A 15484-nucleotide genomic window follows, 5' to 3' on the forward strand; every position below is an offset into this window, starting at 1 on the left:
CCCCGTGACGCGGTGGTCGTGACGCGGCGGAGGGCCCCCGCTTCGGCGGGGGCCCTCCGCTGTGTCCGCTCCTGGGCCGGTCAGACGGCGAGGGCCTGCTTGACCTGGGCCAGGCTCGGGTTCGTCATGACGGACTCACTGCCCGCGGCGGACTTCACGAGGACGGTGGGGACCGTCTGGTTGCCGCCGTTGGCCTTCTCCACGAACGCGGCGGACTCCGGGTCGAGCTCGATGTTGATCTCGTTGTACGCGATGCCTTCCCGGTCCAGCTGGGTCTTCAGCCGACGGCAGTAGCCGCACCAGGTCGTGCTGTACATCGTGACGGTGCCCGTGTCCTGCATGCTGCGCTCTCCTTCGTGAGGGCTCGGTGGTCCGAGTACTCGAACGTACGGGACCCTGCGGCCATTCCCGTGCGGTCGCCCCGGCGCACGCGGTGTGACTGATACGACTGATACGTACTGCCTGTGGACAATTTTCCCGCCAGACTCACGAGACCTGGCAGCATGGCGGGGTGACAGCAGCAACGCACTCCTCATCGTTCCCGGGTGGCCCCGCCTCCGCCGACTCGGCCGACGCGGTGCTCCTGGGCCTCGACCCGGAGCAGCGCGAGGTCGCGACGACCCTGCGCGGGCCGGTGTGCGTGCTGGCGGGTGCCGGTACCGGCAAGACCCGCGCGATCACCCACCGGATCGCCTACGGCGTCCGGTCGGGGCAGCTCATGCCGGCCAGTGTGCTCGCCGTCACCTTCACCAACCGCGCCGCGGGTGAGATGCGCGGACGTCTGCGCACCCTGGGAGCGGGCGGGGTCCAGGCCCGCACCTTCCACTCCGCCGCCCTGCGCCAGCTCCAGTACTTCTGGCCGAAGGCGGTCGGCGGGGAGGTGCCCCGGCTGCTGGAGCGCAAGATCCAGTTCGTGGCCGAGGCCGGCGCGCGCTGCCGGATCCGTCTCGACCGCAACGAGCTGCGCGACGTCACCGGCGAGATCGAATGGGCGAAGGTCACCCAGACCGTGCCCGCCGACTACCCGGTGGCCGCCCTCAAGTCGGGCCGCGAGGCCCCCCGCGACCTCGCCGAGATCGCCCAGATCTACGGGACGTACGAACAGCTCAAGCGCGACCGCGGCATGATCGACTTCGAGGACGTGCTGCTCCTGACCGTCGGCATCCTCCAGGACCGCCACGACATCGCCGAGCAGATCCGCACCCAGTACCAGCACTTCGTCGTCGACGAGTACCAGGACGTCAGCCCGCTCCAGCAGCGGCTGCTGGACCTGTGGCTCGGCGAGCGCGACAGCCTCTGCGTCGTCGGTGACGCCAGCCAGACCATCTACTCCTTCACCGGCGCCACCCCCGACCACCTGCTGAACTTCCGCACCCGCTACCCGCAGGCCACGGTGGTCAAGCTGGTCCGCGACTACCGCTCCACCCCCCAGGTGGTCCATCTGGCCAACGGGCTCCTGAACCAGGCCAAGGGCCGCGCCGCCGAGCACCGCCTGGAGCTGATCTCGCAGCGCGAGACCGGCCCCGACCCCGTCTACGCCGAGTACGCGGACGAGCCCGCCGAGGCCGAGGGCGTCGCCCGCCGGATCCGCGACCTGATCGCCGCGGGTGTTCCGGCGGGCGAGATCGCCGTGCTCTACCGCATCAACGCCCAGTCCGAGGTCTACGAGCAGGCCCTCGCCGACGCCGGGGTCCCCTACCAGCTGCGCGGAGCCGAGCGGTTCTTCGAGCGCCAGGAGGTCCAGAAGGCGATCCTCGCGCTGCGCGGAGCCGCCCGCTCCGGCGGGAACGACCCGCTGCTCGACGACGTCGTGGAGCTGGGCTCCCAGGTCCGGGCGGTGCTCAGCTCCACCGGCTGGGGCACCGAGCCGCCCGCCGGCTCCGGCGCCGTGCGCGACCAGTGGGAATCGCTGGCCGCACTGGTCCGGCTCGCCGAGGACTTCGCCCGGTCCCGGCCCGGGGCCACGCTGGCGGACCTCACGATCGAGCTGGAGGAGCGCAAGGCGGCCCAGCACGCCCCGACCGTCCAGGGCGTCACGCTGGCCTCGCTGCACGCGGCGAAGGGCCTGGAGTGGGATGCCGTGTTCCTCGTCGGCCTCACCGACGGCATGATCCCGATCACCTATGCGAAGACCGACGAGCAGGTCGAGGAGGAACGGCGGCTGCTCTACGTCGGCGTCACCCGGGCACGGATCCACCTGAACCTGTCGTGGGCGGTCTCCCGCGCCCCCGGTGGCCGGGCCTCCAGGCGCCCCAGCCGCTTCCTCAACGGCCTGCGGCCGGGCTCCGCGGCCCCGGGGGCCACAGCGGGCTCCGCGGCCGAGCGAGGGGTGCGGGGGCGCGTGCGCCGCGGTCCTGTGCTGTGCCGGGTCTGCGGCAAGACCCTGACCGAGGCCGGCGAGCTGAAACTGATGCGCTGTGAGGACTGCCCGTCCGACATGGACGAAGGCCTCTACGAGCGACTGCGGGACTGGCGTGCGGCCCAGTCGAAGGAGCAAGGACTGCCCGCCTACTGCGTCTTCACGGACAAGACGCTGATGGCCATCGCGGAGGCCGCGCCGGCCGAGGAGGGGGAGCTGTCGATGATCTCCGGAGTGGGCGGCCGTAAGCTTGACCGGTACGGAGCCGATGTCCTGGCCATCTGCGCAGGTCAAGAGGTTGCGGCCGGGCATCCTGACGACGCGTAGAAACTCGTCGGAAAAATAGTTTGCACATGCCCAGCGAAGACCCATAGGTTCTTAGCAACGGAAACGGTGGCTTCTCCGAAGCCCTGGATCCGTGCTGTACTTATCCGAATACGTATGGGACAGGCCCCCGGGCCGAGTCCCCGAGACGCCGAGAGGAGGCGAGACCAGTGACCAGCTTCATGACCTTCACCAACATGACCGATCGCTCGGTCGACGCTTCCTGCCTGCTCGGTTCCGTCTCCCTCCTGGGTACCGGTGTGTCCGCGATTTCCGCCGACCGCCCCGCCCTGCTGGCGATCCTTCCGGTCAGTGAGCGCAATGAGCGACCGACCAAGGCACCGGTGGCAGTACTGGCAGCAGAAGCGCAGACGCATGGCGCCTATGGATTCGCTGCCGCAGCCGGTGCCGGATCCCAGAAGAAGCAGACGAAGCAGCAGCACCACCTGATGTGGGCCTTCCGCGGGCTCGAACCCTGGAGTGATCCAGCCTGATCGCATGATCAGGCCGGCGCCTTCAGGGCCGCGGAACCCCACCCGGGATCCGCGGCCCTTCTGTTTGTCCCGAACCGGGACGACGGAGCGAAGGGGCCACGGGACTGGCAGCCAGGTACCAGCCGAACCCGGCCGACCGGCCGGAACGACTAGCCGAACAAGACGAGGAAGAAAACACCGTGCAACTCGAAGCGCACGCCCCGTCCGTACCGCAGACCCAAATGATCTCCCCGCCCGCAGTCCCGGAGGACCACACCTTGACCCCGCTCACCGCGCTGACCGCGCTCGACGACGCCATCGAGAACCTCGGCGTGCCCGTCCCCTGCCGCACCTTCGACCCCGAGGTCTTCTTCGCCGAGTCCCCGGCCGACGTCGAGTACGCCAAGTCCCTCTGCCGCACCTGCCCGCTGGTCGAGGCCTGCCTCGCCGGGGCTGTCGAGCGCCGCGAGCCCTGGGGTGTCTGGGGTGGCGAGCTCTTCGTCCAGGGTGTCGTCGTCGCCCGCAAGCGTCCCCGTGGCCGCCCGCGCAAGAACCCGGTTGTCACGGCATGACCGCCATCGGAACCATCGACCGCCCCCTGACGCACGACCCCCTGAAGCAGGCCCTCATGACCTCCTACACCACGAGCGAGCAGCCCCACGGCGCCGCCCACGCAGACTTCATCACCGCCGGCGCGATCACCTCGCGTCAGAACAGGACCCGCGAAATGCAACTCATCCCAGAAGCCCTGGCTCGCGCCCATATGGACGACCGTATGCGTGAGGCGGACGCCGAGCGTCACGCCGTGCGCCTGGTCGCCGCCCGCCGCATGCAGCGGCGTGCCGAGCGCGTCTCCATGCGCGCCCGGCGCGCGCTGGCCATGGCCGTCATGCACTGACAGCTGAAGAAACAGCAGGCGTCGGCCCCCGTCACCCGGACCACCGGGCGTCGGGGGCCGACGCCTTTCCGTATTCCCCCTCTTCCCGGCACGCCCGCTCCCGGCGTCCGCTCTAGGGTGCTGCGCATGCAGCGTGATACGAGGAGCGAGCCGCTCGCAGTGAGGCCGGTCGAGCTCGCACACAACCCGTTCAATCCGCGTGACGAGCTCGGTGACATCGAGGAGATGGCCGGGTCGCTGAGGAGCAAGGGGCAGATCCACCCCGTCACCGTGGTCCGGCGCGCGGCGTTCCTCGCCGTCCACGCCGGGCAGGAACGCGGCCTCGGTGAGGCCGCCTACGTCGTCGTCGACGGAAACCGCAGGCTCGCCGCGGCGCGCGTGGCCGAGCTCGACGAGCTGCGGATCGACATCCGCGACGAACTGGCCCTGAGCTCCGAGGACATCCTGGAGTCGGCGCTGATCACCAGCATCCACCGGGCCGGTCTCGGCCCGCTCGAGGAGGCGAACGCGATCCGGCGACTGGTCGTGGCGTACGGATCCCAGAGGAAGGTCGCCGAAAGGCTGGGCAAGTCCCCGGCGTGGATCTCGCAGCGGCTCGCCCTGCTCAAGCTCGCCGACGACCTCAAGGACAAGGTCCGCAGCGGAGAGCTGCCGGTGAAGGAGGCGCGCCGCATCGGCGGCCTGCCGCCGGAGCGGCAGCACGCGGAGGCCGAGCAGGTGATGAACCGGCCCAAGTCCCCTCGCAGGCCGGTGACTCCGGCTGTCACCGGTGTGGTGGAGCGGATTAACCCGGTTAACCCGGTCGACCCGGTGGAGGCGTTCGCCGAGTACGTCGAGCGTGCCGTCGACTTCGCCTACGGGATGCGGGACATCGCCGCCGCCTACCGCCTGGCCGCCACCGCCGATCAGGTCGCGGCGGACCGGCTCGTGGCGAGCCTGCGGGAGCGCCTGGACCGCGTCGCGCGACACCTCCCCGACTCGGGTACGCCCGGCGCACACCCCGGCGATCGTGTTCCGCCTGGAGTGCGCCACACCTCCTGAGGCTTTCCTGGCACCGTAGTTGGTGGTCGGGGCAAGACCAGAGGAGGTGCCGGTGTCCGTTTTCGACAAGAACATGCGAGTCAACGGTCGGGTCAGGTTCTATGAGAAGACGCCCGAGATCATCGCCGCGCAGCGGGCTCTGATCGACGATCAGACCGTGTTCTGTCAGCGGATCGCGTTCACCAGGTGCGCCGATCCCCGCGTGGACATCCTGTGCGTCGTCGAGGACGCCTACGCGTGGCTCTGCGCGGACTGGGTGAACCAGCAGCACCGCAAGGAGCAGGCGTTGCGGCAGCTGGTGCACCACTACGCACGCAAGGCCATGAGCGAACGCAAGGACCTCTGGACCGGCAAGCATTGGCACGAGGTCCAGTACGCCACCCTGTTCGCCGATGTCGCGGACGAGGAGGTGATGAAGGGCCTGCGGGTCATCGATGCGATGCCCGAGGCGATGAAGCGGGTCTTCGAGGCACGGAGGGTCTACGCCTACCCCATGACGGTGGCCGCGGCCCGGCTCCGCGTCTCCAGGAACTCCGTCGGGACCACGAAGGCGGATGCCCGCATCGGCAAGGTGACCGACCTCGACGCGGTGGTCAAGTTCTTCGCAGATCACATGGAAGGGGGATCCTGATGCACGGCAAGGAGGTTCGACACAGCTCAGTCCATGACCAGCACTACGCACGCATCATGCAGAAGACCGATGCGATCCAGGCCCGGCAGCGCCGGGCGGACGAACGGACCAGCGTGGTGCTCGGGGCGACCTCGCTCCTCACCCTCGGGCTCGTGGTGAGCATGATCGTCACCATGTTCGTGGCGGATCCGTCCACGGCCTTCATCTCGCGTGTCATGTCCGTGGTCGCCGCCCTCCCGGGCGCGGTCGCGCTCTATCTACGTTTCAAGAACCGCAGCTGACAGACAGGCCGGGCCTCTCATCGACCGTCTCTCACAACACCCGATGAGTGGCCGGCCCACGGCACATCCGGAGGACACACCATGTGCAATCGTTGCACAACCAGCTCGTCGGCACCGGCCCCGTCGGACATCCGGCCGGGACGGACGGCACCGACCTCTCGGACGGCGCCCGTCGTCCCGGAACTCGCGCCGGCGTCCCCGCGCTGGCTGCCCGATCCCGTCACCCGATGGGGCGCCACCCTGTACGCCTTCGCCGGTGCGGTGCTCTGGGAGGCCGTCAGCTACACGGCGCACCACGTCGACGTGACGATCACCCTCGTCTGAACAGGGCCGAAGGGGAACGAGCCCTTCGGCCGGTGCGTTGCGCGGGGTCTGCGACCCGTACGGGGATATCGTCCGGAGGTGGACCAGCCGACTCCCCATCCCGGCCCGTCGGGATCCGAGGCCCAGCCCGTCGTCTGCGCGGGCTGTGGCGCGAAGGCCCCGGGCGAGATCCCACCCACCTGGACCTGCTCGGTGGAGAACGGGACCAGACAGTACTTCTGCGTCGACTGCGCGCGCGCCAACCTCCGGGCGATCGAGGGCAGGCTCGATTCGTCCTGGTGGTGACGCGCCCGCGCAGTCACTCGGCGGAGGCGAACCCCGGCAGCCAGGTGTCCAGTTCGTCCCGCAGCCGCACCGTCGCGCCCAGCTGGCACAGCACCCCGATGGTGCTCAGCGTCACGCGGTGGATCAGCAGATAGGACGGCGGCAGGTTGATCTGCCGGCCCAACTGGTGCGCGGGGGAGCGGGGATCGGCGATCCGCGCCGCCTGGCCGCGCAGCCACGGCCGGGTGAAGGTGAACTCCTCGGCCTCGGCGGGCTCGATGATCGGCTTCAGGTAGTCCAGCACCGCGTCGGGGTCGAGCTCGACGGACTCCTTCACGAACCCCTCCGCGCACAGGTGCCCGTAGACCCCCTCGGCGTCACCGTCCAGCGTCATCCGCAGCGACCTGCCGATCGGCTTGGGCCAGCCCCCGGGCAGCCGGTCGACCGTGCCGAAGTCCAGGACCCCCAGCCGCGTCCGGCCGTCCGCCCCCGGTATCAGCCGGAAGTTGCCCGGGTGCGGGTCCGCGTGCAGCAGGCCGGTGCGCGCCGGACCGGAGAACAGGAACCCGGCCAGCAGCTGTCCGGCGCGGTCCCGCTCCTCCTGGGTCCCGTCGGCTATCACCTCCGACAGCGGGGTCCCCTCCATCCACTCGGTCACCAGCACCTGGTCGCCCTGGTGCACGACGTCCGGCACGACCACGTCCGGGTCGTCCACGAAGGCGTCCGAGTGCGTCCGCTGGGCCTCGGCCTCCAGCTCGTAGTCGAGTTCCTCCGCGACCCGGTCGCGCAACTCCTTGATCAGCGGCTTGATCTCCATGCCGGGGACCAGCGGTCCCAGCAGCCCCGCGAACCGGCCCAGCTGCTTCAGGTCCGACAGCAGCGCCTCACCGGCCCCCGGGTACTGGACCTTGACGGCCACCTCCCGGCCGTCGTGCCACACCGCCCGGTGCACCTGCCCGATCGAGGCCGCCGCGGCCGGCTTGTCCTCGAACTCCTCGAACAGGTCCCGCCAGTCAGCGCCGAGACGGTCCGCCAGCACCTGGTGCACCGTCGCCGCAGGCAGCGGCGGGGCCGCCTCCTGAAGCTTGGTCAGCGCTGCCCGGTAGGGCCCCGCGACCTCCTCGGGCAGCGCCGACTCGAAGACCGACAGGGCCTGCCCGAACTTCATGGCACCGCCCTTCAGTTCCCCGAGCGTGCGGAACAACTGCTCGGCGGTGCGCTGCTGGAGCTCGCGCGCCACGATCTCCGCGGACTTGCCCCCGATCCGCTTGCCCAGCCCCCACGTGGCCCGCCCCGCTATGCCGAGCGGCAGCGCGGCCAGCTTGACCGTACGGGTGACCGCCTTCCGGGGAAGATCAGACATACGCCCCTCCATGTCCCAGACAGCTGCGCCGCGAACGGCGGACTCAGGAAGGGCTCCGCCGCCCCGACACCATCAGCGCATCCTGTCATGGCCCTCCCGGCCGCTGCCCGCCCGATCGGCCTCAGGCGACCCACCCGCCCCGCAGGGGCAGTCGGGATGCGGGGGGACCGGGGTGGATTCCCAGTGCAGGGTGGGGAGGGCCGCCTCCCAGCGGGAGGCCGTGGAAGCGGGGAGATGCCCGTCGAGGAAGGCCAGCGCGTGGGCCGCGGCCAGCCCGGCCACCGCCGTGGACAGACCCAGGTCGCAGGCCGCACCCGCGCGGCGGCGGTGGGCCGAGCGCCACTGCACGAGCATCCTCGGCCAGGCCGCGTCCCGGTCCACGCGGTCGCGCTCCATGCACCCCGCACAGGCCGTCGAACCCGGCAGCACCAGCGGCCCCACCAGCCCCGTCCCCTCCAACACCCCCGCGAACAGGTGGGGGATGCCCGCGGCGATCCAGTCGGCCGCGGTGTCCGGATCCGGGGCCCAGGCGTGCAGCCCGTCCCGGGGCGCGACCACCACCAGGGCCAGCCCCGGCTCCGCCCCCGCGTCCTTCCCGGCCCCCGGGGCGCGCCCCGGGGCCGACTCGCGCACCAGCCTGCCCGCGGACTCGGCCCGCGGCCGGCCCACGCTGCCGGGGTCCAGCCCGCCCGGCGCCACGTCCGCCGGCTCCACCCGGCCCCCGTCGAGCACCTCCACCCGGCCCACGCCGGCTCCCGCCAGGACCGCGGCGATCACGGCCCCCACCCGGCCGCTCCCGCGCACCCGGACCCGTATCGCCCGGCGGGCGGCGATCCCCCGCAAGTCCCCGCCGGGCTCCCGGTGGACCAGGGACAGCGAACCCAGGTCGGGCCCCAGCCGTTCCACGGTCTGCGGATGCCCCCGCAGGGCCTGGGCCCGCGGGCCGCCCGCCGTGGCGTCGTCGAGCAGGCCGGCCCCCGCCAGCGTCCTGACCACCTCGTCGGCCCGGCCGTCCGGCAGTCCCATCCCCGAGGCCTCGGCCCGCAGCAGTTCCATCCCCCGGGTCCCGTCGATCCGGTCGATCAGCGTGCCCGTCGCCGTGTCCACGGGGCCGAGCACCACCGCGTGGGCGGGCGTCACCCCGAACTGAACCGTCTGCAGATCCCGCCACGCCCGCGCCAGCGCCGGCTTCACCTTCGGATACATGTCCCGTCCCCCTCGATATCCCGTGCGCACGCGTGGGCACTTGTGGCCACCGGTGCGCCTATGCGCAGCCCGTTTCCCGTTCTTCCGCAACAGTGCCCGCCCACCGGAATCCGTGCCGAAGTTTGTCCACAGGTGCGAGTTATTAGGCATATGAGATGAAGGGAAATGGGATTCCGGAAAACGGCCGTGAATCCCTCGTGTTCGAACCGCGGGCGGGCGGGACTTCCGCCACCGCGACCGGGTACCGTCGTGGCGTGTCCGCCGACCCACCGCAGCGCGCCGTCGAAGTCCGCCGGAGCGCGCGCCGCCGCAGGACCGTATCCGCCTACCGCGAGGGTGACCGTACGGTCGTGCTCATCCCTGCCCGGATGTCCGAGGCGGAGGAACAGCGCTGGGTGGGGGTCATGCTCGACAAGCTGGCCGCCCAGGAGAGCCGGCGCACCTTCGGGGACGCGGAACTCACCGAGCGGGCCGCGCAGCTGTCCGAGCAGTACTTCGACGGCCGCGCCCGCCCCAACACGGTCCGCTGGGTCACCAACCAGAACACCCGCTGGGGCTCCTGCACCCCCGCCGAAGGCAGCATCCGGCTCTCGCACCGGCTCCAGGGGATGCCCGAGTACGTCGTCGACTACGTGCTCCTGCACGAGCTGGCCCACCTCCTCGTACCCGGCCACGGGCCCCGCTTCTGGGAGCTGCTGGAGGCGTACCCGCGCACCGAGCGGGCCCGCGGCTACCTGGAGGGCGTGGTCGCCGCCGAGCGGCTGCCGAAGGTCCCCGCCGCCCGCGAGGAATGAGCCCGCCGCCCCGCCTGCCGCCCCTCCCGCCGACCCGCCCGCCCACCCTCCCGCCGGCCCACCGGCCGCCCCTCGTGCCGCACGCAGTGTTTTGTACCGGGTCGGTACCGGCTTGGCCGGATGTCGGCAATTGCCGTTAGCCTGAGCGCCACGCATTCACAGTCGGGATGGGGGACGGTCGTACGTATGGCCAGGGAATTCCAACGCGGCCACAAGGCCAAGATCAGTGATCTCACGGCGGGCACCGATCTGTACGTAGGCGTCCAGATCGCCGGATCCGGGCTCGCCTTCGACATCAGCTGTTTCGGCCTCGACGCCAACGAGCAGCTGTCGGACGACCGTTACTTCGTCTTCTTCAATCAGCCGAAGTCGCCGGAAGAGTCCATTCAGCAACTCGGTGCGCAGTCCGGCGACACCGAATCCTTCCGGGTGACGCTGGACCGCATTCCGGCGTCCATCCACAAACTGTCCTTCACCGCCACCATCGACGGTGCCGGACAGATGTCGCAGATCGGCCCCGGCTACATCCGGATCGTGGCCGGCGGCGAAGAGGTCGTCCGCTACGCGTTCACCGGCTCGGAGTTCACCACCGAGCGGGCCGTGATGCTCGGCGACTTCTACCTGAAGGACGTGTGGCGCTTCGCCGCCGTCGGCCAGGGCTTCGACGGCGGGCTCGACGCGCTGCTGCGGAACTTCGGCGGCGAGGTCGCCGAGGACCCGCAGCCGGCGCAGCAGGCCCCGGCCGCCGCCTCGCCCGGGTTCGCCCCGCCGCCGCAGGCGGCCGCCCCGGCCCCGGCCTTCGGCGCCCCGGCCCCCGCCCAGCAGGCCCCGGCCCCCGCGCCGTCCTTCGGCGCGCCCGTGCCCGCGCCCGGCGCCGTCCCGCAGCCGCAGTACCAGCAGCCCGCGGCCCCGGCCCCGGTGCACGCCGCGCCCACCATGGCCGCGCCGCTCGCCCCGCCGGCCCCCGCCCCGTACGGCCAGCCGCCGCAGCCGTCCTACGGCCAGGTGCCGCCGCCCGCCCCGGCCCCCGCGCCCTACGGGCAGCCGCCGCAGCAGCCCTCGTACGGCCAGGTCCCCGGCCAGCAGCCGCCCCCGTACGGCCAGCAGCAGCCCGCCTTCGGCCAGCAGCCGCCGCAGTACGCGCAGCAGCCGCAGCAGGCGGCCGCCGGAGCGGGCCTCGCCGCCGCGCTCCAGCCGTACAAGGAAGCCCCCACCGGCACCCGCTGGACCCCGCAGAACCAGCAGCTCATGCGCGTCGACCTGTCCATGGGCGGCCAGGCCGTCCTCGCCCGCCAGGGCAGCATGGTCCTCTACCAGGGCAAGGTCGACTTCAGCTACAAGGGCGCGGGCTTCGCCGGCCGCATCGTCGGCAACGCCACCGGCCAGGAGATGCAGCTCATGCGCTGCACCGGCCGCGGCCAGGTCTTCCTCGCGGAGAACGGCGCCCACCTGCACGCCATCGAGCTGCAGGGCGACGGGATCTGCGTCTCCGCCGAGGCCGTCCTCGCCTTCGACGAGTCGCTCCAGCACGAGGTCCGCCGCATCGAGGGCCACGGCATCCCCGGCGGCGCCCTGTTCACCATGCAGTTCCAGGGCACCGGCACGGTCATCGTCAAGACGCACGGCGTCCCGGTGGTCCTGCCCGTCACCCCGACCACCTTCGCGGACAGCAACGCCATCGTCGCGTGGTCCTCCGCCTCGCAGGTGATCATCTCCAGCCAGGTCCGGCTGCGGCGCAACGCCTACCCCGGCCACAGCGGGGAGACCGTGAACCTCCAGTTCCGCGGCGCTCCCGGCAACTTCATCGTCGTCCAGCCGTACGAGGTCTGAGGGAGCCCGACATGAACGCAATGAACCAGCAACTCGCGGGCTTCGCCCCGACCCCCGTCACGGCCCGCATGGAGAACCACGGCCGGGCCATGCTCAAGGTCGCCATGCAGAGCGGCCAGGACCTCTTCGCCCGCACCGGCTCGATGGTCGCCTACGAGGGCTTCGTCCAGTACGAGCCGAACCCGCCGGCCGTCCGCCAGATGGCCTCGCAGTGGATCACCGGCGAAGGCGCACCGCTGATGAAGTGCACCGGCGACGGCCTGCTCTACCTGGCCGACTACGGCGCCGACGTGGTCGTCATCAACCTCAACAACGACTCGCTCTCGGTCAACGGCACCAACCTGCTCGCCTTCGACGCGCACCTCCAGTGGGGCGTCGAGCGCGTCAAGGGTCTCGCCAAGTTCGCCGGCCAGGGCCTGTTCAACGTGCAGATCGCGGGCACCGGGTGGGTCGCCCTGACCTCCCGAGGCACCCCGATCGTGGTCGACTGCGGCCGCGGCGAGGACGAGACGTACGTCGACCCCGACGCGCTCGTCGCCTGGTCGCCGAATCTCAAGGTCAAGGGCAAGCGCAGCTTCAAGGCCTCGTCGATGATCGGCCGGGGCAGCGGGGAGGCCTACCAGATGGCCTTCTCCGGCCAGGGCATCGTCGTCGTACAGCCCAGCGAGGACAGCACCGACCGGCTCCGGGCCCGGGGCTGAGGGGGAGCGGACACATCATGCAGAGCGCACTTTTCGCCCACGCCGAGGCGCAGTCCCAGGAGCGGTACGCCATCCAGAACCCGCAGCTGCTGCGGGTCTCGCTGACGGGCTCCGACGACGTACTCGCCCGCAAGGGCGCGATGGTCGCCTACCAGGGACTCATCGACTTCGACGGCGAGTACCAGAGCACGAGCCAGCGCAACGCCCGCAGCCGCACCGGCGAGGGCCTGGACCTCATGCGCTGCTCCGGGCAGGGCACGGTCTACCTGGCCAACCTGGCCCAGTACGTCCACGTCGTGGACGTGGACCAGGACGGCCTCACGGTCGACAGCAGCTATGTGCTGGCCCTGGACTCCACCCTGCACACCGAGGTCATCGCGGTGGACAGCCAGTACGGGATCTCCGGCTCGGGCAAGTACCAGCTCAACATCTCCGGCCGCGGCAAGGTCGCGCTGATGACCTCCGGGCAGCCGCTGATGATGCACGTCACGCCCGACAAGTACGTCAATGTCGACGCGGACGCCATCGTGGCCTGGTCCACGTCGCTGCGGGTCCAGATGCAGGCCCAGACGCACTCCAGCGGGGTGTGGCGGCGGCGCGGCAACACCGGCGAGGGCTGGGAGCTGAGCTTCCTCGGCACCGGCTTCGCGCTGGTGCAGCCCAGCGAGGTGCTGCCGCCGCAGAACGCGCAGCTCGGCCAGGGCGTCGCCGCGCAGTTCGGCATGGGCCAGCACGGCTCGCACGCGCAGAACCAGAACAACGCCTGGAACTGACGGTTCCCGGCACGGCGAAGGGGCGGCCCCGCACGGGACCGCCCCTTCGCCGCATCCGCCTCGGCGGGCTCAGCCGCCGAGGCGGGCCAAGGTCGCCTCCAGCAGCCGTACGACGGACGTGTCGGCCACCGCCGCCACCTCCTCGTACGGGAACCAGCGCAGGTCCAGGGACTCCTCGCTGATCTCCGCCACCGCGCCGGCCGGAGCCAGCGCCGCGTACTGCACGTCCAGGTGCCAGTGGCACGGAGCCGGGATCGGATGCCGGTCCAGGCGCACCGGCCCGCCCTCGAGCAGGGTCAGCCCCGATGCGATGCCCGACTCCTCCCGGGCCTCGCGCAGCGCCACGTCGGCGAGGGTCCGGTCACCGGGCTCGCAGTGGCCGCCCATCTGGAGCCACATGCCGAGCTTCTTGTGCAGGGTCAGCAGGACCCGCCCCCGCACCGGGTCGATCACCAGCGCGCTGCCCGTGACGTGCCCGGCCCCGCAGGGCTTGTAGACCCCGTCCGGGTGGGCCGCCAGGTGCTCCAGGTACAGATCGCGCAGCTCCGGCTGGTCCTCGTACGCCTTCAGGACGAGGACCGCGTCTTCGTGCAGGCTCACTTCTTCTCGTCGCCGTCCTGCTCGCGCTTCTCGGCGGCCTCGCCGAGCATCTTGTCGATCTCGGAGAAGTCCAGCTGCTCGCGGTGCACGAAGCCGTCCGGGTCGTCCAGGTCGGAGGCCGTCGGCAGCATGTCCGGGTGCTCCCAGAGGCCGTCGCGGCCGTCCACACCGCGCGCGTCCGTGAGGGAGGCCCACAGCCGCGAGGCGTCGCGCAGCCGGCGCGGGCGCAGCTCCAGGCCGATCAGCGTCGCGAAGGTCTGCTCCGCCGGGCCGCCCGAGGCGCGCCGCCGCCGCATGGTCTCGCGCATCGCGTCCGCCGAGGTCAGCCGGGGCTTGGCGGCCTCGTGCACCACCGCGTCGACCCAGCCCTCGACCAGCGCGAGTGCCGTCTCCAGGCGGGCGAGGGCGGCCTTCTGCTCGGGGGTGTCCTGCGGCTGGAACATGCCGCCCTGGAGCGCTTCCTGCAGCTGCTCCGGGTTGGACGGGTCCAGCTGGCCGACGACGTCCTCCAGCTTGGAGGTGTCGACCTTGATGCCGCGGGCATAGCCCTCGACCGCGCCGAACAGGTGCGAGCGCAGCCACGGCACGTGGGCGAAGAGCCGGGCGTGGGCCGCCTCGCGCAGGGCCAGGTAGAGCCGTACCTCGTCCGGGGGCACGCCCAGGTCCTTGCCGAAGCTCTCGATGTTCAGCGGCAGCAGCGCGGCCTTCCCGGCCGGGCCCAGCGGCAGGCCGATGTCCGTCGAGCCGACGACCTCGCCCGCGAGGGTGCCGACGGCCTGGCCGATCTGCTGGCCGAACATGGCGCCGCCCATGGAGCGCATCATGCCGAGCAGCGGCCCCGCCATGGCCTGCATCTCCTCGGGCAGCACGCCGCCCATGGCCGCGCCGACCCGCTCCGCGACCGGGTCCACGAGCTCCTTCCACACCGGGAGGGTCGCCTCGACCCACTCGGCGCGGCTCCACGCCACGGCCGTGGTGGCGCCGGAGGGCAGCGAGGTCACACCGTCCAGCCAGTGGTCGGCGAGGCGCACGGCCTCCTCGACGGCGGACTTCTCGGCGACGCCGACGCTCGTGTCCTTCACGCCGTCCGCGGTGCCCTGCGCGACGGTCTGGCGGGCGATGTCCTTGGCCATGTCCCAGTTCACGGGACCGCCCTCGTAGCTCAGCATCTGGCCGAGCTGCTGGAAGGCGGCACCGAGGTCGTTCGGGTTCATCGAACCGAACATCGCGGCGAACGGGTTGTCCGCTCCGGGAGCGCCCGCCCCGCCCGGCAGACCCATGCCGGGGAACCCGAAGGGATTCGCCGGGCCGCCCTGACCGCCCTGATTGCCCTTCTTCTTGCCATCGTCGCCGTTCTCCGGCTCCTCCGGCGGAAGGCCGAATCCGAATGGGGTGTCGCTCACGGGTTTCCTCGGCTCGTAGGGCCGCCGGCGGGAGCCGACGGGCAATGGTCCGACAACACCACCCAGCGTAGACACCGCGGCCGCATCCGGGCTCGGTGCTCCGCCGACTCCTGGGCTGCGGCAGGATGGACATCACCTGGTGGGTACGCGTCACGACGCGTCCCTACTGAAGACAACCGCTGGAGACGCCCGGTGAGTTCCCCAGATCCGCAGTTTCGC

At 71.4% G+C, this 15484-nt stretch carries 18 protein-coding genes; 13 read left to right on the plus strand and 5 right to left on the minus strand.

Going from position 1 to position 15484, the window contains the following annotated elements; translation table 11 throughout:
• Positions 1–80: 80 nt before the first annotated feature.
• Entirely contained in the window at positions 81–341 is a 261-nt protein-coding gene (locus tag JYK04_RS27555) for a mycoredoxin (protein ID WP_030011087.1), read from the minus strand.
• A 170-nt stretch (positions 342–511) separates the two neighbouring features.
• Here JYK04_RS27555 and JYK04_RS27560 point away from each other — a divergent pair, with 170 nt between their 5' ends.
• The 9 genes from JYK04_RS27560 to JYK04_RS27600 all read left to right on the plus strand — a co-directional run bounded on the left by JYK04_RS27560 (position 512) and on the right by JYK04_RS27600 (position 6616).
• A complete protein-coding gene (locus JYK04_RS27560; RefSeq protein WP_189732693.1) occupies positions 512–2686 on the plus strand; it encodes an ATP-dependent DNA helicase UvrD2 in 2175 nt (724 codons plus the stop codon).
• Positions 2687–2865: 179 nt separating this feature from the next.
• Complete coding sequence (locus JYK04_RS27565) at positions 2866–3177, plus strand: hypothetical protein (RefSeq protein ID WP_189733679.1); 312 nt, start codon at positions 2866–2868, stop codon at positions 3175–3177.
• A gap of 179 nt (positions 3178–3356) precedes the next feature.
• Positions 3357–3728: a WhiB family transcriptional regulator gene (locus JYK04_RS27570; protein WP_030010480.1), complete on the plus strand. Its 372-nt coding sequence runs from the start codon at positions 3357–3359 to the stop codon at positions 3726–3728.
• Positions 3725–4054, plus strand: coding sequence for a hypothetical protein (locus tag JYK04_RS27575; RefSeq protein WP_189732691.1), 330 nt, complete (start codon positions 3725–3727; stop codon positions 4052–4054). Before JYK04_RS27570 ends, JYK04_RS27575 begins: the two co-directional genes overlap by 4 nt.
• A 126-nt stretch (positions 4055–4180) precedes the next feature.
• On the plus strand, positions 4181–5095 hold the full coding sequence (locus JYK04_RS27580) for a ParB/RepB/Spo0J family partition protein (RefSeq protein WP_189732689.1): 915 nt from the start codon (positions 4181–4183) through the stop codon (positions 5093–5095).
• Between the two features lie 52 nt (positions 5096–5147).
• Entirely contained in the window at positions 5148–5726 is a 579-nt protein-coding gene (locus tag JYK04_RS27585) for a hypothetical protein (protein WP_189732687.1), read from the plus strand.
• Positions 5727–5782: 56 nt separating this feature from the next.
• Positions 5783–6007, plus strand: coding sequence for a hypothetical protein (locus tag JYK04_RS27590; protein ID WP_189732685.1), 225 nt, complete (start codon positions 5783–5785; stop codon positions 6005–6007).
• 81 nt (positions 6008–6088) lie between these two features.
• A complete protein-coding gene (locus JYK04_RS27595) occupies positions 6089–6331 on the plus strand; it encodes a hypothetical protein (RefSeq protein WP_189732683.1) in 243 nt (80 codons plus the stop codon).
• Positions 6332–6409: 78 nt separating this feature from the next.
• On the plus strand, positions 6410–6616 hold the full coding sequence (locus JYK04_RS27600; protein WP_189732681.1) for a hypothetical protein: 207 nt from the start codon (positions 6410–6412) through the stop codon (positions 6614–6616).
• A 13-nt stretch (positions 6617–6629) separates the two neighbouring features.
• Here JYK04_RS27600 and JYK04_RS27605 read toward each other — a convergent pair whose 3' ends face one another.
• Together JYK04_RS27605 and JYK04_RS27610 are read right to left on the minus strand one after the other, a co-directional pair.
• A complete protein-coding gene (locus JYK04_RS27605) occupies positions 6630–7958 on the minus strand; it encodes an ABC1 kinase family protein (protein WP_189732679.1) in 1329 nt (442 codons plus the stop codon).
• 72 nt (positions 7959–8030) lie between these two features.
• The gene (locus JYK04_RS27610; RefSeq protein WP_189732677.1) at positions 8031–9164 is read right to left on the minus strand and encodes a ThiF family adenylyltransferase; all 1134 of its coding nucleotides are present in this window, start codon (positions 9162–9164) and stop codon (positions 8031–8033) included.
• Positions 9165–9319: 155 nt separating this feature from the next.
• Between JYK04_RS27610 and JYK04_RS27615 the strand changes: the two genes are divergently transcribed.
• From JYK04_RS27615 to JYK04_RS27630, 4 genes are all read left to right on the plus strand, one after another.
• The gene (locus JYK04_RS27615) at positions 9320–9958 is read left to right on the plus strand and encodes a M48 metallopeptidase family protein (RefSeq protein WP_373297349.1); all 639 of its coding nucleotides are present in this window, start codon (positions 9320–9322) and stop codon (positions 9956–9958) included.
• Between the two features lie 186 nt (positions 9959–10144).
• On the plus strand, positions 10145–11788 hold the full coding sequence (locus JYK04_RS27620; protein ID WP_189732673.1) for a TerD family protein: 1644 nt from the start codon (positions 10145–10147) through the stop codon (positions 11786–11788).
• A gap of 20 nt (positions 11789–11808) precedes the next feature.
• On the plus strand, positions 11809–12489 hold the full coding sequence (locus tag JYK04_RS27625) for an AIM24 family protein (protein WP_030011152.1): 681 nt from the start codon (positions 11809–11811) through the stop codon (positions 12487–12489).
• 17 nt (positions 12490–12506) lie between these two features.
• Positions 12507–13262, plus strand: coding sequence for an AIM24 family protein (locus tag JYK04_RS27630; protein ID WP_189732671.1), 756 nt, complete (start codon positions 12507–12509; stop codon positions 13260–13262).
• Between the two features lie 69 nt (positions 13263–13331).
• Here the strand turns inward: JYK04_RS27630 and JYK04_RS27635 are convergent, their stop codons facing one another.
• Both JYK04_RS27635 and JYK04_RS27640 read right to left on the minus strand, forming a co-directional pair.
• Positions 13332–13862: an NUDIX hydrolase gene (locus JYK04_RS27635; RefSeq protein WP_189732669.1), complete on the minus strand. Its 531-nt coding sequence runs from the start codon at positions 13860–13862 to the stop codon at positions 13332–13334.
• Positions 13859–15265, minus strand: coding sequence for a zinc-dependent metalloprotease (locus JYK04_RS27640; RefSeq protein WP_189732667.1), 1407 nt, complete (start codon positions 15263–15265; stop codon positions 13859–13861). Before JYK04_RS27640 ends, JYK04_RS27635 begins: the two co-directional genes overlap by 4 nt.
• Positions 15266–15484: the final 219 nt, after the last annotated feature.

It is taken from the genome of Streptomyces nojiriensis, from assembly GCF_017639205.1.
In the GTDB taxonomy this organism is placed as follows: domain Bacteria; phylum Actinomycetota; class Actinomycetes; order Streptomycetales; family Streptomycetaceae; genus Streptomyces; species Streptomyces nojiriensis.

Excerpts from the sequence above, each read along its gene's own strand:
- JYK04_RS27555 (WP_030011087.1), bottom strand. The coding sequence starts at position 341 with ATGCAGGACACGGGCACCGTCACGATGTACAGCACGACCTGGTGCGGC.
- JYK04_RS27565 (WP_189733679.1), top strand. The coding sequence starts at position 2,866 with ATGACCTTCACCAACATGACCGATCGCTCGGTCGACGCTTCCTGCCTG.
- JYK04_RS27575 (WP_189732691.1), top strand. The coding sequence starts at position 3,725 with ATGACCGCCATCGGAACCATCGACCGCCCCCTGACGCACGACCCCCTG.
- JYK04_RS27580 (WP_189732689.1), top strand. The coding sequence starts at position 4,181 with ATGCAGCGTGATACGAGGAGCGAGCCGCTCGCAGTGAGGCCGGTCGAG.
- JYK04_RS27590 (WP_189732685.1), top strand. The coding sequence starts at position 5,783 with ATGCAGAAGACCGATGCGATCCAGGCCCGGCAGCGCCGGGCGGACGAA.
- JYK04_RS27595 (WP_189732683.1), top strand. The coding sequence starts at position 6,089 with ATGTGCAATCGTTGCACAACCAGCTCGTCGGCACCGGCCCCGTCGGAC.
- JYK04_RS27605 (WP_189732679.1), bottom strand. The coding sequence starts at position 7,958 with ATGTCTGATCTTCCCCGGAAGGCGGTCACCCGTACGGTCAAGCTGGCC.
- JYK04_RS27610 (WP_189732677.1), bottom strand. The coding sequence starts at position 9,164 with ATGTATCCGAAGGTGAAGCCGGCGCTGGCGCGGGCGTGGCGGGATCTG.
- JYK04_RS27615 (WP_373297349.1), top strand. The coding sequence starts at position 9,320 with ATGAAGGGAAATGGGATTCCGGAAAACGGCCGTGAATCCCTCGTGTTC.
- JYK04_RS27620 (WP_189732673.1), top strand. The coding sequence starts at position 10,145 with ATGGCCAGGGAATTCCAACGCGGCCACAAGGCCAAGATCAGTGATCTC.
- JYK04_RS27625 (WP_030011152.1), top strand. The coding sequence starts at position 11,809 with ATGAACCAGCAACTCGCGGGCTTCGCCCCGACCCCCGTCACGGCCCGC.
- JYK04_RS27630 (WP_189732671.1), top strand. The coding sequence starts at position 12,507 with ATGCAGAGCGCACTTTTCGCCCACGCCGAGGCGCAGTCCCAGGAGCGG.